Raw genomic sequence first — 20,977 nt, forward strand, 5'->3', positions numbered from 1 at the left:
TGCCTGAAGGCCGACGAGCCGAAGGCCATCCGCGCGCGGATGGGAACCATGGCCCACACCCGCCGCGACACGCAGCCCCTGCGGGAGTCCAGCTGCGGCAGCGTGTTCAAGCGGCCCACCGGCGATTACCCGGGCCGGCTGATCGAGGCGGCCGGCTTGAAGGGCGCACGGGTGGGCGGCGCCGTCGTCTCCACGATCCACGCCAATTTCTTCGTCAATGAGGGCGGCGCCACGGCGCGGGACATGCTGGCGCTGGTGGCCCTGGTCAAGCGGACGGTGCGGGAGCGCTTCGGCGTGGAGCTGGAGGAGGAGTTCCGCCATGTCCGTTGAACGTGGTCCCCGCCGGGGATGGCGGCGCGCCCTGCGCCTCCTCGTCCTGTCGCTGCTGCCGCTGCTGCTGCTGGCACTGCTGGCGGGATCGATCCTCTGGGTGCGCCGGGGCGAGACCTTCCAGCTGCGCGCCCACGTCATCCGTGGCGCCTGCCTGGCGGACAGCGCGCGCCTGGCGGAGGTCCTCGACGGACGCCGGGGCACGCCCCTGGTCCAGCTGGACCTGGATCTGCTCAAGGCGGAGCTGGCGGGGGACCCCTGGATCACGGGGCTGCGCGTGGTCAAGCGCTGGCCGGACGCCGTGGAGGTGGAGGTGTCCGAGGACGAGGCGCTGGCCTGGGCCATCCGCGACGGCCGGGTGCGGATCCTGAGCACCGGCGGGCGCCTGCTGCCCCTGCCTCGCTCCGGCGTGGCCCTGGACCTGCCCGTGCTGGCCGTCCCCGCCGACGAATGGCTGGCGGCGGCCGCCGGACTGGTGGAGCTGAAGCATGCCTTCCCCGCCCTCTATGCCCAGGTTGCCCGCCTGGAGTGGGGCCAGCACCCGGTCCTGCGGCTGGAGAAGGCCCCGCCGCGCGTCATGTTGAACGCCGGGCAATGGCGGCACGGTCTCTCGTTGCTGAGCATCGTCGCCGCCACGCGCCCGGACCTGCTCCAGCGCGATGGCGAGCTGGATCTGCGCTTCGTCAATCAGGTGGTATGGAGGAAGGGCCATGTCTGAGCCCGTCGTCGCGGCGCTGGACCTTGGCTCCTCCAAGGTCGTGGCCCTCATCGCCCAGGTGGACAGGAGCGGCATGCTGAACGTGGCCGGCATCGGCTTCGCCCCCAGCCGCGGCGTCCGCCAGGGCCTCATCGTCGACCTGGACGCGGCGCGGGACACGGTCCTGCAGGTGGTGCGGCACGCCGAGAACATGGCCCGCCTCAAGATGCCGCCCCCCGCCGTGGCCATCTCCGGCGCGCACATCAGCTGCATGAACAGCTCGGGCAACATCGCCCTGGCCGGGCAGCCGGGGCGCGGCCGCGTGGTGAGCGAGATCGAGGTGGAGGGCGTGATGGCCAACTCGCAGTCCGTCCAGCTCTCCATCGACAAGAACCTGCTCCACGCCATTCCCCAGCGCTTCCACCTGGACGGCCAGCCGCTGGTCGACCCATTGGGCCGGGAGGGTTGCCGCCTGGGCGTCGACACTCACCTCGTGCTGGCCGGCGTGACCAACCGCGGCAACCTGCAGCGCTGCCTCCAGCTGGCCGAGTGCGAGCCGCGCCGCATGGTCTTCAGTCCGTTGGCGGACGCCCTGGCCGCCCTGGGCGACGAGGACCTCGAGCAGGGCGTCGTGCTGCTCAACTTCGGGGCCGGCACCTGCGACGCCCTCTACTTCGTGGACGGGGCGCTGCAGCACAGCTGGGTCTTCCGCTACGCGGGCGACCGCGTGACGCGGGACATCGCCGCCGTGCTCAAGACCACCCTGCTGGAGGCGGAGGAGCTGAAGATCCGCCACGGCCGGGTCTCGCCCGGGCGGCGCGAGAGCGAGCAACGCCTGACCGTGCCGCTGGTGGACGGCGAGGGCACGCAGAGCGTCTCCCTGGACATGCTGGGCCGTGTCATGCAGGCCCGCGTGCGGGAGATCCTGCAGCACGTGGTGAAGGAGGCGCGCCGCCTCAGCCTGTTGGAGGGACTGGGCGGCGGCCTGGTGCTGACCGGGGGCGGCGCCGCCATGAACGGCCTGGCCGAGTACGCCGAGAGCGTCACCGGCCTGCGCACCCGCCGGGGTCGCTGCGAGCACTACATCGGCCCGCGCGGCATCCTGGACAACCCGGGCTACCTGACGAGTCTGGGCCTGCTGGCCCTCGAGGCGGCCGGGCTGCCCGAGTTCTCGCACGAGGGCTTTCCGCTGCTGGACAGGCTGCAGGTCCATGGTCCGGAGGCGGAGCGGCGCAGTGGACGAATGGGGCAATTCTTCAACATCCTGAAGGGAAGGAGGACGACATGACGACCGGTCGCGCCGTGCAGAGCGCCCTGGACATCGGGCACGGCACCATCCGTGTCATCGTCGCGGAGCGGGTCGAACAGGATCGGATCAACCTGCTGGGGGCGGGGGCCGCCGCGTCAAAGGGCTTGAGCTGCGGCATGCCCGTCGCCGTCAAGCCGATGATCCTGGCCGTCGAGGAGGCGATCGCCGCCGCCGAGGCCGCCGCGGGCATCGAGATCGAGGACATCCATCTGGGCGTCTCCGGCGCAGACCTGGACTGCTCGGCCCGCGAGGCGCACCTGCTGGTGACGCGCAATCCCCAGGACCTGCGCAGCAGCCTCATCCAGGAGAACCACCTACGCCAGCTGCAGGAGCAGGCGGAGAGCGCGCAGACGGTGCAGATCGACCGCCAGATCCTTCACCGTCTGCCCCAGGAGTACCTGGTGGACGGCGCCGAGGGCGTGCAGAACCCCCTCGGCCTCCACGGCATGCGCCTGGAGTGCCGCACCCACTTCCTCTCCGTGCCCGTCAACACGGTGGAGAGCCTTAAGCGCTGCGTGCAGAAGGCCAGCGTCGAGGTGGGTACGGTCAGCCTGACCACCCTGGCCTCCTCCGGCCTGCTTAGCGCGGACGAGCGGGAGCTGGGGGTGCTGCTGCTCGACATCGGGGCGGCCAGCACCGACCTCATCCTCCACGCCGAGGGTCGCGTCTGCCATGCCGCCAGCGTGCCCCTGGGCGGCGCCGCCATCACCAGCGACATCTCGCGCGCCTTCCGCACGCCCAGCTCCGAGGCGGAGCGCATCAAGCGCACCTACGGCAGCTGCGACGACCGGCTGATCAAGCGCGACGAGCGCTTCACCATCGAGTTCGCCGGCGGGGAGTCCTCGGAACGGGCTTCGCGCAGCCAGCTCTGCCAAGTGATCCGGCCGCGCATGGAGGAGATCCTCGAACTGGTCGAGCGTCAGCTGGAGCTGGCCAACCTGCGTTGGATGCTGGGCGGCGGCGTGGTCCTGACCGGCGGCGGCGCCTGCCTGGAGGGCCTGGTCGAGCTGGTGCGCGAGCGCTACGCGCTGCCGGTGCGGCTGGGTTATCCGCGCGGTGTGCAGGGTCTGGAGTCGGGTCCGGCGGTGCTGGAATGGACGCCCGTCATCGGACTGGTGCAGCATGCCCTGCGCCATGCCCCGGTGAGCGGTGGCGCCCGCTCCCGCATCACTCTGATGAATTGGGTCAACCGGCTGCGCCGGCAGGTGGCCTTGTAGGGTGGCTCCTCTCCCGGACCATGAACCCGGGGGAAAGGGCTGGGACGGCGCGGGGCGGACAGGACTTTTTGGGGAGAAAGGCCATGTCAGGATTGTTGTTCGAACTGGATGAGCGGCCGCAGGAGCCGCGTGTCCGCATCGTGGTGGTGGGAGTGGGCGGGGCGGGCGGCAACGCCGTGGACCGCATGATCCGCGCCCAGGTGGGGGGCGTGGAGTTCGTCGTGGTCAACACGGACGCCCAAGCGCTGGGCCAGAACACGGCCCCGGTCCGGGTGCAGATCGGCAAGACGCTGACGCGGGGCCTGGGCACCGGGGCGCGACCCGAGTTGGCCCGCGACGCCGTGCACGAGGATGCCGACGAGCTGCGGGCCCTGCTCGCGGGCGCCAGTCTCGTCTTCGTCACGGCGGGGATGGGCGGCGGCACGGGGACGGGCGCCGCCCCCGAGGTGGCGCGCCTGGCCCGCGAGGCGGGGGCGCTGACGGTGGGGGTGGTGACAAGGCCCTTCCACTTCGAGATGCGGCCGCGCATGCGCCGCGCCGAGGAGGGGATCGCCGCCATGCGGGAGCAGACGGACACCCTCATCGTCGTCTCCAACCAGCGCCTCATGAGCATCGTCGATCAGCACCTGGGTCTGCGCGACGCCTTCAACGTGGCCGACGAGGTGCTCCTCTCCGCGGTGCGGGGCATCAGCGATCTCATCACCGTGCCCGGCCTCATGAACCTGGATTTCGCCGACGTGCGCGAAGTGATGAAAGTGCCGGGCGAGGCCCTGATGGGCGTGGGCATGGCCGAACTGGGGGCGGGCGCCTACGGCGCCCATCTGGCCGCCGAGCAGGCCATCTCCAGTCCCCTCCTGGACGAGTACTCCGTGCATGGCGCCCAGCGGCTGCTGGTCAACATCACGGGCGGGGAGACCATGTCGCTCATGGACGTCAACGACGCCATGCAGACCATCGCCGAGGCGGTGGGCGAGGACGCCGAGATCTTCCTGGGCGCCGTCACCGACCCCGCCCTGGCCGATCGCATCTGCGTGACGGTGATCGCCACCGGGCTGGATCCGGCCGCCCGCCGCGAGGAGGAGAGCAGCCCGGCCCGCGCCCTGCCGGCCCGGCCGCTGGCCGCCTCCACCGTGCGCCCGCCGCGTCCGGCCGTCGCCGCCGAGAACCGCCCCGGGGCGCCGCTCCTCATCAGCTGGGAGCCATCCGAGACCGAGCACCTGTCCGTACAGCATCTGACCCCGGCGCGGGCGGCCCAGGAGGCCGAGCCCGCCGAAGGAAGCCGCCACGTGCCCTTCCGGCCCGCCTCCCGGGAGCCGGCGCCGGCCCAGCCGCAGGAGGACCTCAACACGCCAGCCTTCCTGCGCCGCACCATGGATTGATTTCCCCAAGAAGTCCGGGGCGGGGTGTTCATGGCCCTGTCCCGACCGGGACCGGTCGGCCGCAAGGCCGGCCGGTTCCAATTTCCGGCCGGTCGCCCTCCGTTGTTCCGCCCGGTGGATCGTCATCCAGGGTGGAGCGCCGACCGGAACTTGCACCCCCCCTGGGAAGAGTCCACTTTTGGTCAGTCACACCAAGCGAGGAGATCGATCATGCGCCGCACGCTGCGCACCGCCCTGCCGACCCTGCTCTTCCTGACCGTCGCCGGTCTGGCGCAGGGCGCCTCGTCACCGCCACCCGCCTGGGAGCGCACGGCCACGGCTGGATTGAATCTGACCCAGGCCACTTTCGACAACTGGCAGGGCGGTGGCGAGGATGCCACGGCCTGGCAGACCGAGCTGAACGGGAAAGCCGTGCGCCACCTGGGCCGGGCCGACTGGGAGTTCACGGGCAAGCTGGCCTACGGCGAAACCAAGCTGGGGGACCGGGACTTCCGCAAATCCACCGATGATTTGAAACTGGGCACCACCTACACTTTCAACCGCGAACTGTACATCCGCCCCTACCTGTCCGGCAGCTTCATGACCCAGCTGGCCAACGGCTACATCTATGACGACGCCGTAGGCACCAAGGCGCAGAACTCGGCCATCTTCGAGCCGGCCTACCTGACGGAAAGCGCCGGCGTGGGGATCGAACCCGTCGCCAATCTCAAGCTCAAGCTGGGCGCCGCCGCCAAGCAGACCATCTCCAGCGCGGACTATCCCTGGGCTGACGACCCGGAGACCACCGGCGAGGTCGAGATCCTGCGCAGCGAGTTCGGCGCCGAGGCCAAGGCCGACTACAGCCATGCCTTCAACGAGAACGTCTCGCTGAAAAGCAGCCTCGTGCTTTTCTCCAACCTGAAGGCCTTCGACGAGATCGACAGCGACTGGGACACCAGCCTCGTGGCCAAACTGACCAAGTCCATCCAGATGAGCTTCAATGTGCGCGTCCTGCGCGACGCCGACATCAGCCGGGTCAGGCAGTGGAAGCAGAACCTGGCCATCGGGGTGGTCTACACCCTGCTGTAGACACTGCCCAACGCATAGATCCAGTGATCGGTATCGGTATCGGTATCGGTATCGCTATCGGGATCAGGATCAAGCGACAAGGAGCGATGCCAAGCTCTGCCTGGATCTGCTCCACGAATTCTGGTTCCACGGTTTGCGCCTCTGGCGCTGGCATCTGGGTTGGCTGGCTGCTGTCGCGAAGTGCTGGACCCGGGACCACCGCCAAGCAGGGGGAGTCGAATCGACATGGATGGGCGGGTATCGGCGATCCCCATCCCAATTGCGATCCCGATACCGATCCCGATACCGATAGCGATCCCGATCCCGCTAGCGATCCCGATCCCGATAGCGATAGCGTTAGCGATAGCGATGAAGGCCTTTGGTGCTTTTCCCCCTTGCGCCATCTTGTTTCCCTACAACCTGAACTCTACCTTGTGCGGCTTCTGCGCCTCCGTAGCTCAGGTGGATAGAGCGGCGGTTTCCTAACCCGTAGGTCAGAGGTTCGAGTCCTCTCGGGGGCATGATCCTGGGCTGCGGGGAAGCGGGGCGGCAGGCAAGCGGGAGGATGGATGAACCTGGAACGCTCGGATCTGCGCGACGAGGCCGAACACGACGCCTTCATGACCTTCGTGGTCAAGGCGGCGGATGCCCTCACCCGCCACAAGTGGGCTTACATCGGCACCGCCGGCGCCCTGGCCGCGGTGGCGCTCATCGTGATGGCCGTGCTGCACGCCGGCCGCCTGAAGGAGGAGCGCGCCGCCGTCCTGATGGGACGCGCCACGGCCTTCATCGAGATCGAGCAGGTCGAGGCGGCCCGCCCCCTGCTGGAGAAGATGCGCGACGAGTACGGCGGCACGCGCTCCGGCCGGGAAGCCCGCTATTTCCTGGGCATGAACGCCCTGCAGGCCGAGCAGCTGGGCGAGGCGCGCAGCGAGCTGACGGCCTTCCTGGCCGCCGCCAAGGGCCAGGACTTCATGACGGCCGCCGCCCAGGCGGGACTGGCCGTGTGCGACGAACGCGAGCGGAAGTGGGAGGATGCGGCCCGCGCCTGGACCAAGGCCGCCCTGATGGATGAACAGGGCAATTTCAATGCGCCTGTCTACTTGCTCAACGCGGCCCTTTGCTGGGAGCAGGCGGGCAAGGCGGCGGAAGCCCTGCCCCTGCTGGACCGCATCCTGGAGAAGTATCCCAAGGCCGCCGTCAAATCGCGGGTCGAGGTCGTCCAGGCCCGCATGAAGGCCCGCGGCTGATCCGTCGCCGGGCCCTCTGCGCAGGGACCGGCCCCGTGCCAGGCATGGGCTTGGCAGGTTCCAAGACCCGGAACCATTCCCTTCCGCCGGCCATGCCGGAAGGATCGGCCCCGCGGCCGGTCTTGCCCGCGGAGGGACTGTCCCACGCCGTCGGCCGCCCTGGGGGTGCCGAGGGGGGACAGGAATTCCGTCCAAAAGATGGAAGTGGGCTCGGCCCACTTTTTGTTTGGAGACCGCATGCCAGATCAGGATCTGAACAGTCGCCTGGCGGGTCTCGTCCAGGAACCCCTCTTCCTGGTCGCGCTGGAGTTGACGGGCGACAGCAAGGGTCGCGTGTTGCGGGTGGTGGTGGACACGGACAGCGGGGTGACAGTGCAGCAGCTGTCCGACCTGAGCCGCAGCCTTGGGCGGGTGCTGGACGAGGAGGATCTCGTGGCCGGGCGCTACCGGCTGGAGTGCTGCTCCCCGGGCCTGGACCGCCCCTTGCAACATCCCCGCCTGCTGGCCCGGGCGGTGGGGCGCCGGGTGAGGGTGCGATTGGCCCGGATCCCCCGGGAGGTGGAGTCGCCGCCGGAGCTGGTGGGGCGCCTGCTGGCCTGCGACGGGGACGGCATTGGGATCGACGTGGACGGAGAAGTCGTGAAGGTGGGCCGGGAGCGGATCCAGGCCATCCACCATTCGCTGGAGTGGTAAGCAAGGAGTGCCTTCTGATGAAGGAAGTGCGCAAGACGGATAGCGGCGGCATCGTCGACGCCGTGATCCAGCTGCTGGAGAGCAAGAACATCGACCGCCAGGACTTCCAGGAGGTGGTCCAGGAGGCTTTCATCTCCGTGCTGAAGAAGCGCTTCGACTCGGAGGAGAACTTCTCCGTCACCTTCAACATGGACAAGGGCGACATCGAGATCTACCGCGAGTGGGAGGTGGTCGCCGACGGCGAGGTGGAGAATGAGCACCTGCAGATGGAACTCACTCGGGCGCTCACCCACGATCCGGAGATCGAGGTGGGGGACGAGTTCGTCGAGATCATCGACTACCGGACCTTCGGGCGGCGCGCCATCCTGAACCTCAAGCAGGCGCTGATGCACAAGATCCGCGAGATCGAGAAGAACGCCGTCTACGACGAATACAAGGACCGGGTGGGGGAGATCATCCACGCCGACGTGCACCAGGTGGATCGCAACCGCGGGGTCATCCTCAACATCGACCGCGTCGAGTTCCGCATGCCGCCCATCGAGCAGGTCAAGTCCGAGAAGTACCACCGCGGCCTGCCCCTGCGCGTCCTCATCAAGGACGTGCGGCGGGAGAACAATCGCGATCCGGAGATCATCGTCTCGCGCAGCGACCCCAACTTCGTGCGCCGCCTCTTCGAGGTGGAGGTGCCGGAGATCGCCGACGGCATCATCCACATCCGCAAGATCGCCCGCGTGCCCGGCCGGCGCACCAAGATCTCGGTGGAGTCCACCGACAGCCGGATCGACCCGGTGGGGTCCTGCGTGGGCATGAAGGGCGTGCGCATCCAGGCCATCGTCAAGGAGCTGATCAACGAGAAGATCGACATCATCGACCACGCCAGCGATCCGGCCACCTTCATCAAGAAGGCGATGAGCCCCAACAAGCCGCTGGTGGTGCGCCTGCTGGATCCGGGGCGCGCCCTCGTCGTGCTGAGCGACGAGGAGTACGAGAAGATGATCGAGCGCCAGATGAAGCGCCTGGAAGGGCAGCCTGAGGCCGAGTTCGTCTTCAACCCGATGGACGACATGGTCTTCCGCTTGGCCAGCGAGATATCCGGCTATCAGCTGGAGCTGGTCAACGAGACCCAGCATCTGGCCATGCAGCTGCATGAGCAGGAGATCGAGGAGGATCTCAAGATCACCGAGGTGGTGGGCATTCCCGACGAGGTGGCGGGCCGGCTGATCGACGCCGGCATCTACCTGGCCGAGCGCCTGCTGGACGAGCCGATGGCCAACCTCCTCGAGCGCACGGGCCTGCCCGAGGAGACCCTGCGCCAGGCGCGCCGCAGCGTCTCCACCTATTTCCAGGATTTCAAGATCATGGACGTGGTGGACCTGCCGCGGGCCTACAAGGACGTCCTCGTGCAGGGTGGCTACACCTACGTCGAGGACTTCCTGACCGACTCCTCGGCCCAGGCCATGGAGCGCACCGGCTTGGCGCGGGAGGACCTGGAGGAGATCATGCGCGTCCTGGGCGATTTCGACAGCCAGGGACAGGAGTGAGCGCGGCGTGGAACACGGCCTCGATCCGGCGGCTCGGGGGTTGTTGGGGCTGGCCCGCAAGGCCGGCGCCCTGCTCATCGGGATGGATCGCCTGCGCGAGGCGGTGCGCCAGGGACAGCCGTTGCTGATCCTGGCCGATCCGGCCCTCTCGGCGCGCAGCTGGCGGGAGCTGGAGGAGTGGCGCGCGGCGGACGGCCGCACGCGCGTGGTGGCGGTGACAGACATGGCGGAACTCAACGCTGTGCTGGGGACGAGGGGAGTAAGGGCCGTGGGTTTGGCCGCCGGCGGGTTCCGCCGCGGTCTGGAAGCCCGGCTTGGTCCGCTCAACACGGGAGACGAGGGTGGCTGCCAAGAAGCATAAGCTGATTCACCTGGCCAAGGAGCTGCAATTGACGGTGTCGCACGTGAGCGACCACCTCGTCAAGGAAGGCTTCGAGGCTCCGAGCGGACCCAACGCCATCCTGAGCGAGGAGATGTACACGGCCATGTTGGCCAAGTACGCTCCCCAGCGCCACAAGGAATATCTGGCCGAGCAGGCGCCCAAGAAGCCCGAGCCCGGCGGCGACCGGGCCGAGTTCCGGCGTGAGGCGGTGGAGGACATCCTGCGCTCGGGCGAGGGGGAGAAGGTCCAGTCCGCCACGCTGGAGCGGTTGCGCAGCCTGAAAGTGATTGAATCCCCGGCTCCCGAGGTCGTTCCGGCCGTTGAGGCCGAGCCCGCGCCGCGCAAGCGCGGGCGGGCCAAGGTGGTCGCCGAGGCCGAGCCGGCGGTCCTGGACGCGGTGGAGCGCGCGACGGCCAGCACCGAAAGCGTCGCCGAAGAGCCGCTGGCCGCCCCGTCCGAGGAGGCGGCGCCCCCGGCGCCGGAGCTTCCACAGCCCGTCGATGGGACAGCGGTGGCGGAGCCGGACGCGAAGCCGGTGGCCGCCCCGGCCGAAGGCGCGCTGGAGGACGCGGTCGCCGAACCGCTCGCGGAGAAGACCACCACGACGGGCGCCGGACGCCGCATTGTGGAGCACCTGGACCAGGTCGGCGAGAAGATCGGCCTGCCTGTCTTCCGGCCGGGCCGGGTGTTGGGCATCCACAAGGATCCTGAGCCCGAACCCGCCCGCAAGCGTTCGGCCAAGCGGACCAAGACCGAGGTCGAGGCGGCGGCCACGGGCACGGCAGCGGCCGCGACACCCAAACCGGGCGAGCCGGGCTTCCGCGAGCGTGATCCAGCCAAGTCCGCCGATGGCGGAGGCGACGCCGGCCGCAAGCGCAGCGGAAAAAAGACGAAGACCGAGGAGCTGCGCCTGCAGAAGCTGGAGAAGGCCAAGAACGAGCCGACCGACCTCTCCGGCGGGCGCAAGCGCAAGAAGGGGAAGAAGGTCAAGATCAGCGAGGACGAGATCCGCGCGGCGGTGAAGGAGACAACCAAGGCGATGGAGAGCGGCAAGCGGCGTCGCAAGCACCGCAAGCTGCGCGGCGTGGGCGAGCTGAACGAGGAGACCAACGTTCTGCGCGTCACCGAGTTCATCACCACCAACGAGTTGTCCGAGCTGCTGGAAGTGCCGGTCAGCGAGCTGATCAAGAAGGCCTTCATGATGGGCACGATGGTCACGATCAACCAGCGCCTGGAGCGCGAGCTGATCGAGATCCTTTGCGACGACTACGATTTCGAGGTGGAGTTCCTGTCCGAATACGACGGGGAGGACGAGGCCGAGGAGGAGATCGAGACGGGCGTGCCGGTGACGCGCCATCCCGTCGTGACGGTCATGGGCCACGTCGACCACGGCAAGACCTCGGTCCTCGACTACATCCGCAAGGCCAACGTGGTGGCGGGCGAGGCGGGCGGCATCACCCAGCACATCGGCGCCTATGAGGTGAACTGGAAGGGCCAGCTCATCACCTTCCTCGACACGCCGGGCCACCATTCCTTCACCGCCATGCGCGCCCGCGGCGCCCAGGTGACGGACATCGTGGTGCTGGTGGTGGCGGCGGACGACCGCGTCCAGGAGCAGACGCGCGAGGCGATCGACCACGCCCTCGCCGCCAAGGTGCCCATCATCGTGGCCGTCAACAAGATCGACAAGCCGTCGGCCGACCCGCAGAAGATCCGCAAGGAGCTGGCCGGCATCAACATCCTGGTCGAGGACTGGGGCGGCCAATACCAGTGCGTGGACGTCAGCGCCAAGCAGGGGACCGGCATGGACCGCCTGCTGGATGAGATCCTCACGCGGGCCGAGGTCCTCGAGTTGATGGCCGTGGCCGAGGGTCCGGCCAAGGCGGTGGTGATCGACTCCAAGCTGGACAAGGGCCGCGGCGCCATCGCCACCGTGCTGGTGGAGCGCGGCACCCTCAACAAGGGCGACATTGTGGTGGCGGGCACGGCGGCTGGCCGCGTGCGCCTCATGCTGGACGAGCGGGGCAACCAGCGCGACACGGCGCCCCCCGCCGCGCCCGTGCAGATCCTGGGCCTGGACAGCGTGCCGCAGGCGGGGGACAGCCTGGCCGTCTACGCCACGGAGCGCGACGCCCGCGCCGTGGCCCTCAAGCGCCAGCAAATCCAGCGGGAGCAGAGCCAGCAACGGCTCAGCTCCTTCACCCTCTCCAGCCTCTCCCAGCAGATCGCCCGGGGCGAGGTGCGCGACCTGCCCGTCATCATCAAGGGCGACGTGGACGGCTCCATCGGCGCCATCGCCGACGAGTTGATGAAGATGCAGAACCAGGAAGTGCGCGTGAACGTGATCAGCCGCAGCGTGGGCAACATCACGGAGAGCGACGTGCTGCTGGCCAAGGCCTCCGGGGCGATCATCATCGGTTTCCATGTCTCGCCCACCCCCAACGCCCGCGAGTTGGCGCAGCGGGAGCGCGTGGACGTGCGCCTCTACAAGGTCATCTACGAAGTGGTGGAGGAGATCCACGCCGCCCTCGAGGGCATGCTTGCGCCGGATGTGGAGGAGGAGGTGCTGGGCACGGCCGAGGTGCGCCAGGTCTTCCGCATCCTCAAGAAGGCCATCGCCGGCTGCATGGTGGTCTCCGGCAAGATCGAGCGCAGCGCCAAGGCCCGCCTTGTGCGCGACAACACGGTGGTCCACGAGGGCGACCTCTCAAGCCTCAAGCGCTTCAAGGAGGACGTCAAGGAGGTGGCCCAAGGCTTCGAGTGCGGCATCCAGCTGGCCGGTTTCAACGACCTGCGCGAGGGGGATCTCATCCAGGTCTTCTCGCTGAGGGAGATCGTGCGCCGTCTGGACATGGCGCCCGAGCCAGGGAAGGGGCGCTGAGCCATGGCCAGCGAGAAGCGCCAGCAACGCGTGGCCGAGCAGATTCGCAAGGAGTTGGGCGGCATCCTGCTGCGCGAGCACGGGGAGCTGGCCGCCCAGATCACGGTGGGCGAGGTGCGTCTCTCCTCCGATCTCTCCCACGCCAACGTCTTCGTGGCCGTCATGGGGGACGCGGACAAGCGCGAGACCATGCTGCGCCAGCTGATGCACCGCAACAAGGAGATCCGCCGCGCCCTGGCGGCCCGCCTGCGGATCCGCGCCGTGCCCATCCTTCGCTTCCTCCTCGACGAGTCGCTGGACCGCGCCGAACAGGTGGAGGAGCTGCTGCGCCGCATCCAGTCCGAGCGGGCCGAGGAGGCGGGCGAAGCAGGCGGCGACCCGAACCCGGAGTCCTGATGCCCGGCCGGCCGCCGCAAGAGGCACTGCTCGTGGATCGCGGCGGCGCCGTGCCGACCCCCGCCCAGCTGGCCGGGGGCTGCCTTGTCCTCGTCGACAAACCCAGTGGACCCAGCTCCTTCGCCATGGTCAGCCTCCTGCGCCGCCTGAGCGGGATCAGGCGGATCGGCCACGCCGGCACGCTGGATCCCTTCGCCAGCGGCCTGCTCATCCTGCTGACCGGCCAAGCCTGCCGGTGGCAGGAAACGGTGACCGGCTCCGACAAGCGCTACCGGGCCCGCCTCCTGCTGGGCCGGGAGAGCGACTCCCACGACCGCACCGGGCAACTGGGCGGGACCTGGGACGGCCCGCTGCCCTCCCGCGGGGAGATCGAGGCCCTCCTCCCCGCCTTCACAGGGGAGATCGAGCAGATTCCCCCCATGCACTCCGCCGTCAAGATCCAGGGCGTGCGCCTCTACAAGCTGGCCCGCCGCGGGCAGTCGGTGGAGCGGCCGCCCCGCCGCGTCGTCGTCCATGCCCTGGCCGTGGCCGACTGGCAGGCTCCCTGGCTTGACCTGGACCTGCATTGCGGCAAGGGAACCTATGTGCGCAGCCTGGCCCGCGACCTGGGGCGCGCCCTGGGCTGCGGGGCCCTGGTGCAGGAGCTGCGCCGCACCAGCATCGGCGGCTACGAGGTGGAGCGCGCCCTCGACCCGGCGGGTCTGCGCGCCCTGCTGGGTAGCGGCGGGACGGGGGAGGAGGCATGAGAGTGGAGCGGGGCGCCCTGGAGGGGATCCGGCCCGGTGCCGGCAGCGTCCTCACCCTGGGCTCCTTCGACGGCCTCCACCTGGCCCACCGGCGGCTGGTGGAGCAGGTGGCGGAGCTGGCCCGGGCCGACGGCCACGAGGCCGTCCTCATCAGTTTCGAGCCCCATCCCCGCGAGGTGCTGGCCGACCTGGGACGGCCCCCGGTGGCCCGTCTCACCCTGGAGGAGGAAAAGCTGGAGCTGCTCGCCGCCTGCGCCCTCGACCGCGTGGTGCTGCTGGACTTCACGCCGGAACTGGCCCGCTGGGAGGCGGAGCGCTTCCTGCGCGACGGGCTGTTGCGGCACTTCGCCATGCGCCGGTTGGTGGTGGGGGACAACCACGCCTTCGGCCAGGGCCGCGGTGGCGACCTGGACCTGCTGCGCCGCCTATCCCGGGAACTGGGCTACGCGCTGGATGTGGTCGAACCCGTCCTCGTCGACGGGGAGCGGATCAGCTCCACGCGCATCCGCCATGAACTGCAGGCCGGGCGGGTGGAGGCGGCGGCCCGGCTGCTGGGGCGGCCCTTCCGCTTCCAGGGCCGGGTGGTTCCGGGGATGGGGCGGGGCCGGGGCCTGGGCATCCCCACGGCCAACTTGGAGGTCTCTTCCCGCCAGATGATGCCCCGTGACGGGGTCTACGCCGTGGCCGCCCGGCTGATGGACGGCCGCCGCCTCCCCGGCATGATGAACCTGGGCCCCCGTCCCACCTTCGGCGAGAACGCCAGGCAGCCTGAGATCCACCTCTTCGACTTTGCGGAGAGCTTGTACGAGCAGGTGCTGAAGGTTGATATCCTGGGTTTCGTTCGCGATACTATGCGGTTCAATTCAGGGGAGCAGCTGGCGGCCCAGCTGCAGAAGGATCGCCACCGCATTCAGGACCGGCTGGCAACCCAGGAGGGGGGCGGCTGACCTGGACGACAAGGAGAGCGCCATGGACAAGCAGCGGATCAAGGAAATCGCCGCCAAGTTCGGCAAGAGCGAGACGGACACGGGCAGCGCCGCCGTGCAGATCGCCCTGCTCAGCGAGCGGATCAAGGAACTGACGGAGCACGTCAAGATCCACACCAAGGACCATCACACCCGGCGCGGCCTGCTCATGCTGGTGGGCAAGCGTCGCCGTCTCCAGACCTACCTGGAGCGCGTGGATCTGGATGGCTACCGCCGCCTGATCCAGGATCTCGGACTCCGTCGCTAGGTGGTGTCCGGCTGATCGAGTTGGGAACGCGGCCGCTCCCGGCGTCGGGGGCGGCCCTTATTTTTTGACAGGCACTGGTTGAACGGACGCGTCGCCGAAACCAGGCACAGCGGCAGGCAGGTCGATCCCGGCCCGGACCCGCCTTCCCGCCGGTGTGCCTCCTTTTGGACCGCGGCCGTTCGACCCCATCCGGAGCCAGCGGGCTCCCAGACCAAGGAGAACGGCATGATGATTGAAAAGTCCATCGACCTGGACGGCCGCCGGCTGAGCTTCCAGATCGGCAAGGTGGCCCGGCAGGCCCATGGTTCGGTGTGGGCGCGCTTCGAGGACACGGTGATCCTGGCCGCCGTCTGCGCCGAGACCAAGCCCCGTCTCGGGCAGGATTTCTTCCCCCTGCAGGTGGAGTACCGCGAGAAGCTCTATTCCGCCGGCCGCTTTCCCGGCGGCTTCTTCAAGCGCGAGGCCCGTCCGGCCGAGAGCGAGGTGCTCAACAGCCGCCTGATCGACCGGCCCCTCCGTCCCCTCTTCGACGAGGGCTTCAGCAACGAGACCCAGATCCACGCCACTGTCTTCAGCTACGACCGCAGCTGCGATCCCGGCCCCCTGGCCTGCTGCGCCGCCAGCCTGGCCCTCTGCGCCAGCCCCATCCCCTTCCGGCGCCTGGTGGGCTCCGTGCAGGTGGCCCGCATCCATGGCGAGCCCGTCGTCAATCCCAGCCTCGACCAGCTGGCCATGAGCGACGTGGAGATGGTGGTGGCCGCCACCAAGGAGTCCATCACGATGGTGGAAGGCGAATCGGGGGAGATCAGCGAGAGCGAGATGCTGGAGCTGATCCGCTTCGCCCACGAGCGCATCCGCCGCATCATCGCCCTCCAGGAGGAGGTGCTGGCCGAGCTGGGCGCCATCGAGAAGTGGCCGGTGACGCCGCCCGAGGTGGACGAGGCGCTCAAGGCCGCCTTCGAGACGGCCGCCCGGCCCGAGATGACGCGCCTCTGCGCCATCGCCGACAAGACGGAGCGCAACGCCGCCTACGACGCCCTCAAGACCTCCCTGCTCGCCCCCTATGTGGAGGCGGCCGAGGGCGGCGCGGCGGAGGCCCTCAAGGCCCTGGACGAGGCCAAGGCCCTGGTCGGCAAGGTTCTGCACGACCAGATGGGCGAGGTGATGCGCCAGGCCATCGTCGAGCAAGGCCGCCGCCTGGACGGCCGCGGCACGGCGGAGATCCGCCCCATCACCTGCGAGGTGGACGTGCTGCCCCGCACCCACGGCAGCGCCCTCTTCACCCGCGGCCAGACCCAGTCCCTGGGCACCGTCACCCTGGGCACCGGCCAGGACGCCCAGCGCATGGACGGGATCTGGGGCGAGAAGAGCCGCAACTTCATGCTGCACTACAATTTCCCGCCCTACAGCGTGGGCGAGGTGCGGCGCCTGGGCTCCACCGGCCGCCGCGAGATCGGTCACGGCAACCTGGCCGAGCGCGCTCTCAAGGGCCAGGTCATCCGCGACAGCTTCCCCTACACCATCCGCATCGTGAGCGAGATCCTGGAATCCAACGGCTCCAGCTCCATGGCCTCGGTCTGCTCCGGCACCCTGGCCATGATGGCGGCGGGCGTCCCCATGCACAAGCCGGTGGCGGGCATCGCCATGGGCTTGGTGATGGAAAACAACAAGGTGGCCGTCCTCTCCGACATCCTGGGCGACGAGGACCACCTGGGCGACATGGACTTCAAGGTCTGCGGCACGCGGGACGGCATCACCAGCTTCCAGATGGACATCAAGATCGACGGCCTCTCCTTCGAGATCATGGAGCGGGCGCTGCTGCAGGCCAAGGAGGGCCGCCTGCACATCCTCGGCAAGATGGCCGAGTGCCTGGCCGCGAGCCGGCCCGAGCTGTCGCCCTTCGCGCCGCGCCTGGAGGCGGTGGTGGTGCCGGTGGACAAAATCGGCATGATCATCGGGCCCGGCGGCAAGATGGTGCGGGAGATCCAGGAGTCGACCAAGACCAAGATCGACATCGCCGACGACGGCACGATCACCATCGCCAGCGAGAACAACGAGAACCTGATGCGCGCCGTCAACTGGATCCGCGACATGGTGGCGGAGGCCGAGGTGGGCAAGGTCTACACCGGCAAGATCGTCTCCATCGTCGAGTTCGGCGCCTTCGTGGAGATCATGCCGGGCAAGGAGGGCCTCCTCCACATCAGCGAGATCGACTGGGCGCGCACCGAGCGCGTGGAGGACGTGCTGAAGGTGGGGGACAAGATCGAGGTCCTGCTCCAGAGCGCGGAGAACAACAAGCTCAGCCTCTCGCGCCGCGCCCTGCTGCCCAAGCCCGAGGGCTACGTGGAGCGTCCGCGCCCGCCGCGTCCGGAGGGCGACCGGGGCCGGGGCGGGGATCGCGGCGGCCGGGGCGGCGGCGACCGGGGCCGCGGCGGCTCGGGCGGTGGCGGCGGACGGCGCTACTAACCCTTCCCCATCTGACAACAATGAATCAGCCGGTCCGCGTGGCCGGCTGATTCCATCCTGAGGCGGCATGGAACAACATCTGCAGCGCAGCGTCCTGGACAACGGGCTGGTCGTCCTGAGCGAGCGCATGCCTGGCGCCCCCGCCTGCAGCCTCGGCCTCTGGCTGCGGCGCGGCAGCAGCGGGGAGGAGGGCTGGCCGGGCGGCATCACCCACCTGCTCGAGCACATGGTTTTCAAGGGAACGCGCACCCGCTCGGCCCGGGAGATCAGCCGTCTGGTGGAGAACCGGGGCGGACAGCTCAACGCCTCCACCGGGCGGGGCAACACCTCCTTCTACTGCAATTCCCTGGGCGAGGACTGGGAGCTGTGCCTGGACCTGCTGGCGGACATGCTGCTCGATTCCGTGCTCGACCCTCGCGAGCTGGAGAAGGAACAGCGCGTCATCGTGGACGAGATCCGCCAGGTGGAGGAAAGCCCCGACGAGCTGCTCTACGACCAGGCCTTCCGCGACATGTACCCCGCCAGCCCCTGGGGCCTGCCCGTGCAGGGGACGGAGGAGGAGGTGCGCTCTGTGGACCGGGACAGCTTGGCCCGCTTCGCCGCCACTTTCCAGCGGGGCGGGGAGCTGGTGCTGGCCTACGCCGGCGACCTGGACCACGAGTTCCTCCACCGCCGGGCCGAGGCCCTTTTCGGCGGTTTGCCCGGCGGGCGTCTGGAGGTGCCGCCGCCGCCCGTCGTGGTCCCGGGCCGCAGCGACCATTTCAACGGCTTCGGCCGTCAGGCCCATGTGCAGATGGGGCGCAGCGGACCCGACGCCTCCCACCCCCAACTGCCGGCGCTCAGCCTGCTCACACTGCTGCTGGGGGACGGCATGAGCAGCCGCCTCTTCCAGCGCCTGCGGGAGGAGATGGGCCTTTGCTACACGGTCTTCTCCTGGCAGGAAAGCCTGGATCGCGGGGCCGCTTTCGGCGCCTACTTCGCCTGCGACGCGGCCCGCGTCGACGAGGTGGAGGCGGCCTGCCGGGCCGAGTTCATCAGCCTGCGGGAGGGTGGCGCGGATGCGGAGGAGTTGGAGCACGCCCGGCGCCAGATGCGCGGGGGCTGGCTCATCGCCCAGGAGCAGAGCATCAGCCGCATGGCCCAGCTGGCCAAGGGGGAGCTGCGCTACGGGCGCCTGGTGTCCATCGACGAGCGGCTCGAGCGGCTGGAACGCCAAAGCGTGAAGAGCCTGGCCGAGGCGGCCTGGCACTGGCTGGATCCGGACACCCTGCACATCAGCCGCCTGTTGCCCGAGGAGGACGCATGATCCGCGTGAAGGTGGAACGCCTGCCCCACGGGGCCGACCTGCCGCTGCCCGCCTATCAGACGGAGGGCGCCGCCGCCCTCGACCTGCACGCCGCGGTGGAGGGGGAGGTGGTCCTGGCCCCGGGCGAGACCCGCCTGCTGCCCACTGGCCTCAAAGTGGCCATCCCCAAGGGCTACGAACTGCAGATCCGGCCCCGCTCGGGCCTGGCCCTCAAACACCGCCTGGCCGTGCTCAACAGCCCGGGCACCATCGACAGCGACTACCGTGGCGAGGTGCAGGTCATCCTCAGCAACTTCGGCGCTGAGCCCTTCACCGTCACACGCGGCCTGCGCATCTGCCAGGCCCTGCTGGCCAAGGTGGAGCGCCTGGAGTGGCAGCCCGTGGCGCGCGTTCCCGAGACGGAGCGTGGCGCCGGCGGCTTCGGCCACACGGGAGCCTGACCCCCCGGATCCATGGAGGTCGGCGCCGATGCGGCCCATTCCCGTCCTGACCTGGCACAAGATCTCCCGGCGGCGGGAAGCGGGCCTCACCGTGGTGTCTCCCGGACGCTTCCTCCAGCAGGTGGAGGCCCTGGTCGCCCACGGCGCCCGCGCCATCAGCCTGGAGGACTACCTGGGGCGGCGGGGCCGGCAGGGCGATGACGAGCGGCTCTGCCTGCTGGCCTTCGACGACGCCTACGTCTGCGTGGCGGAGGAGGCCCATCCCGTCCTGGCCCGCCGCGGCCTGCCCGCCACCCTCTTCCCCGTGCTGGACTGGATCGGCCTGGACAACGGCTGGGACCGCAGCCTGGCGGGGCGCCCCTTCCGCCACCTGGACGAGGACGGCATCGCGCGACTGCTGGCGGAGGGCTGGTCCCTGGGCTTGCACGGTCGCAGCCACCGCCACTTGGCCGGCCGCGGGCTGGCTGTGCTGGAGCAGGAAGTGGTGAAGGCCCGCGCCGAGCTGGAGCTGCGCTTCGGCCGCAGCGTCCACGCCCTGGCCTGGCCCTACGGCCGTTGCGACCGCCGGGCCGTGCTGGTGGCTGAGGCGGCCGGCCTGCGCCTGGGCTTCGGCAACGCCCGGGGGGACGACCACCCCCTCTGCCGGCGCCGCCATCTTGTTTATCCCCTGCATGGCCCCGCCGCCCTCCGCGCCATGCTGGACGGGGCGCCGCCCGATCACCTGCAGCGCCTGGCCGCCCGCGGGGCCTGGCTGGCGTCCCTCGTGGGCGGCGGCCACCCGCCCCATCTTGTTTGAGCGGCCCGCCTTGGCTACCTTTCGCCCCTGCCACGTGACCCTTTCCGGAGGCCTTCATGGAATCCGAGGCGGCGGGCGGCAAGCTCTATTACAGCATCGGCGAGGTGTGCGAACTGACGGGGCTCGAGGCGCACGTGCTGCGCTTCTGGGAGTCCGAGTTCCCGGAGTTGGAGCCCAGAAAGAGCGCGGGGGGAACCCGGCGCTACCGGGCGGAGGATGTGGAGCTCATCCGCCGCATCCAACACCTCGTGCACGGGGAGAAGTACAGCCTGGAGGGGGCGCGGCGGCAGCTGCGGCGTTCGCCCGAGGAAGGGCGCGTCCGCCTGCGGGCGGAGATCCAGGCCATTTTGAAATTGCTGAACAAGACAATCGGGGCGTAGCGCAGTCTGGTAGCGTACTTGACTGGGGGTCAAGGGGTCGCTGGTTCAAATCCAGTCGCCCCGACCAAATGAAAGCTCTGCACGTGATATGCAGGGCTTTTTTTCGCTCTGAATTCTCGATCTTCAGTGTGATAGCTTATTTCCCATACGACATATTTGATTATTCATTTCAAGCATCGCCTCGATCTTGGAACAGTACTGAATCTCAAGAGTGGTGCGAAAAATCCATCTCTCTATTTGATTTTCGCATGGGATTTAGGTCATATACGTTCGCAATTTAGGCTTCAGCTTGACAGTGCAACGCTTTCTTCTTATATTCAAAAGTTAAAGATAGACTGGGGAAGACTATAACGCAGGATCTTCTGGATTACAAGGCTATATTCTTGTTAAATTACAAGTTATCAAGAGATGAGATGGTGCACACGCAGATCGAGCATCGCGGAATATCCGACCTGCGGGTGCTGGATGCGATGCGCAGAGTGAAGCGC

Annotated in this window: 20 protein-coding genes and 2 tRNA genes; all 22 read left to right on the forward strand. The window is 68.9% G+C overall.

Features of this window, described 5'->3' with window-relative positions:
- Positions 1–330: UDP-N-acetylenolpyruvoylglucosamine reductase (locus Q8O14_13145; protein MDP2361674.1), on the forward strand; the 330-nt coding region annotated here is incomplete at its 5' end.
- Entirely contained in the window at positions 320–1,048 is a 729-nt protein-coding gene (locus Q8O14_13150; protein MDP2361675.1) for an FtsQ-type POTRA domain-containing protein, read from the forward strand. The genes Q8O14_13145 and Q8O14_13150, both read left to right, overlap by 11 nt.
- Entirely contained in the window at positions 1,041–2,315 is a 1,275-nt protein-coding gene (gene ftsA, locus Q8O14_13155) for a cell division protein FtsA (GenBank protein ID MDP2361676.1), read from the forward strand. Before Q8O14_13150 ends, ftsA (Q8O14_13155) begins: the two co-directional genes overlap by 8 nt.
- Positions 2,312–3,553, forward strand: coding sequence for a cell division protein FtsA (gene ftsA / locus Q8O14_13160; GenBank protein MDP2361677.1), 1,242 nt, complete (start codon positions 2,312–2,314; stop codon positions 3,551–3,553). Before ftsA (Q8O14_13155) ends, ftsA (Q8O14_13160) begins: the two co-directional genes overlap by 4 nt.
- Before the next feature lie 83 nt (positions 3,554–3,636).
- Complete coding sequence (gene ftsZ, locus Q8O14_13165) at positions 3,637–4,932, forward strand: cell division protein FtsZ (protein ID MDP2361678.1); 1,296 nt, start codon at positions 3,637–3,639, stop codon at positions 4,930–4,932.
- A 210-nt stretch (positions 4,933–5,142) separates the two neighbouring features.
- On the forward strand, positions 5,143–6,000 hold the full coding sequence (locus Q8O14_13170) for a DUF3078 domain-containing protein (GenBank protein MDP2361679.1): 858 nt from the start codon (positions 5,143–5,145) through the stop codon (positions 5,998–6,000).
- Positions 6,001–6,426: 426 nt separating this feature from the next.
- Positions 6,427–6,500: transfer RNA gene (locus Q8O14_13175), tRNA-Arg, on the forward strand.
- Between the two features lie 48 nt (positions 6,501–6,548).
- The gene (locus Q8O14_13180; GenBank protein MDP2361680.1) at positions 6,549–7,229 is read left to right on the forward strand and encodes a hypothetical protein; all 681 of its coding nucleotides are present in this window, start codon (positions 6,549–6,551) and stop codon (positions 7,227–7,229) included.
- A 237-nt stretch (positions 7,230–7,466) separates the two neighbouring features.
- A complete protein-coding gene (locus Q8O14_13185) occupies positions 7,467–7,922 on the forward strand; it encodes a ribosome maturation factor RimP (GenBank protein ID MDP2361681.1) in 456 nt (151 codons plus the stop codon).
- A gap of 17 nt (positions 7,923–7,939) precedes the next feature.
- Positions 7,940–9,463, forward strand: a complete 1,524-nt coding sequence (gene nusA, locus Q8O14_13190; GenBank protein MDP2361682.1) for a transcription termination factor NusA — start codon at positions 7,940–7,942, stop codon at positions 9,461–9,463.
- 7 nt (positions 9,464–9,470) lie between these two features.
- Entirely contained in the window at positions 9,471–9,824 is a 354-nt protein-coding gene (locus tag Q8O14_13195) for a hypothetical protein (GenBank protein ID MDP2361683.1), read from the forward strand.
- Positions 9,805–12,726 carry a translation initiation factor IF-2 gene (infB, locus tag Q8O14_13200; protein ID MDP2361684.1) on the forward strand — a complete coding sequence of 974 codons (2,922 nt, stop codon included), beginning with the start codon at positions 9,805–9,807 and terminating at the stop codon, positions 12,724–12,726. The genes Q8O14_13195 and infB overlap by 20 nt, the downstream gene beginning before the upstream one ends.
- A gap of 3 nt (positions 12,727–12,729) precedes the next feature.
- Positions 12,730–13,122 carry a 30S ribosome-binding factor RbfA gene (gene rbfA / locus Q8O14_13205; protein MDP2361685.1) on the forward strand — a complete coding sequence of 131 codons (393 nt, stop codon included), beginning with the start codon at positions 12,730–12,732 and terminating at the stop codon, positions 13,120–13,122.
- Positions 13,122–13,868 carry a tRNA pseudouridine(55) synthase TruB gene (gene truB / locus Q8O14_13210; GenBank protein ID MDP2361686.1) on the forward strand — a complete coding sequence of 249 codons (747 nt, stop codon included), beginning with the start codon at positions 13,122–13,124 and terminating at the stop codon, positions 13,866–13,868. Before rbfA ends, truB begins: the two co-directional genes overlap by 1 nt.
- Positions 13,865–14,815: a riboflavin biosynthesis protein RibF gene (gene ribF / locus Q8O14_13215; GenBank protein MDP2361687.1), complete on the forward strand. Its 951-nt coding sequence runs from the start codon at positions 13,865–13,867 to the stop codon at positions 14,813–14,815. The genes truB and ribF overlap by 4 nt, the downstream gene beginning before the upstream one ends.
- A gap of 22 nt (positions 14,816–14,837) precedes the next feature.
- Positions 14,838–15,101 (forward strand): 30S ribosomal protein S15, encoded by a 264-nt coding sequence (gene rpsO, locus Q8O14_13220; GenBank protein ID MDP2361688.1) that lies wholly within the window; start codon positions 14,838–14,840, stop codon positions 15,099–15,101.
- Positions 15,102–15,326: 225 nt separating this feature from the next.
- Complete coding sequence (locus tag Q8O14_13225; protein ID MDP2361689.1) at positions 15,327–17,567, forward strand: polyribonucleotide nucleotidyltransferase; 2,241 nt, start codon at positions 15,327–15,329, stop codon at positions 17,565–17,567.
- A gap of 67 nt (positions 17,568–17,634) precedes the next feature.
- A complete protein-coding gene (locus tag Q8O14_13230) occupies positions 17,635–18,873 on the forward strand; it encodes a pitrilysin family protein (protein MDP2361690.1) in 1,239 nt (412 codons plus the stop codon).
- Positions 18,870–19,313: a dUTP diphosphatase gene (dut, locus tag Q8O14_13235; protein MDP2361691.1), complete on the forward strand. Its 444-nt coding sequence runs from the start codon at positions 18,870–18,872 to the stop codon at positions 19,311–19,313. Before Q8O14_13230 ends, dut begins: the two co-directional genes overlap by 4 nt.
- Positions 19,314–19,341: 28 nt before the next feature.
- A complete protein-coding gene (locus tag Q8O14_13240) occupies positions 19,342–20,109 on the forward strand; it encodes a polysaccharide deacetylase family protein (GenBank protein MDP2361692.1) in 768 nt (255 codons plus the stop codon).
- 56 nt (positions 20,110–20,165) lie between these two features.
- Positions 20,166–20,489, forward strand: coding sequence for a MerR family transcriptional regulator (locus Q8O14_13245; GenBank protein ID MDP2361693.1), 324 nt, complete (start codon positions 20,166–20,168; stop codon positions 20,487–20,489).
- Positions 20,480–20,556 (forward strand) — tRNA-Pro (locus Q8O14_13250). Before Q8O14_13245 ends, Q8O14_13250 begins: the two co-directional genes overlap by 10 nt.
- Positions 20,557–20,977: the final 421 nt, after the last annotated feature.

This window comes from bacterium, from assembly GCA_030685015.1.
In the GTDB taxonomy this organism is placed as follows: Bacteria; CAIWAD01; CAIWAD01; order CAIWAD01; family CAIWAD01; genus CAIWAD01.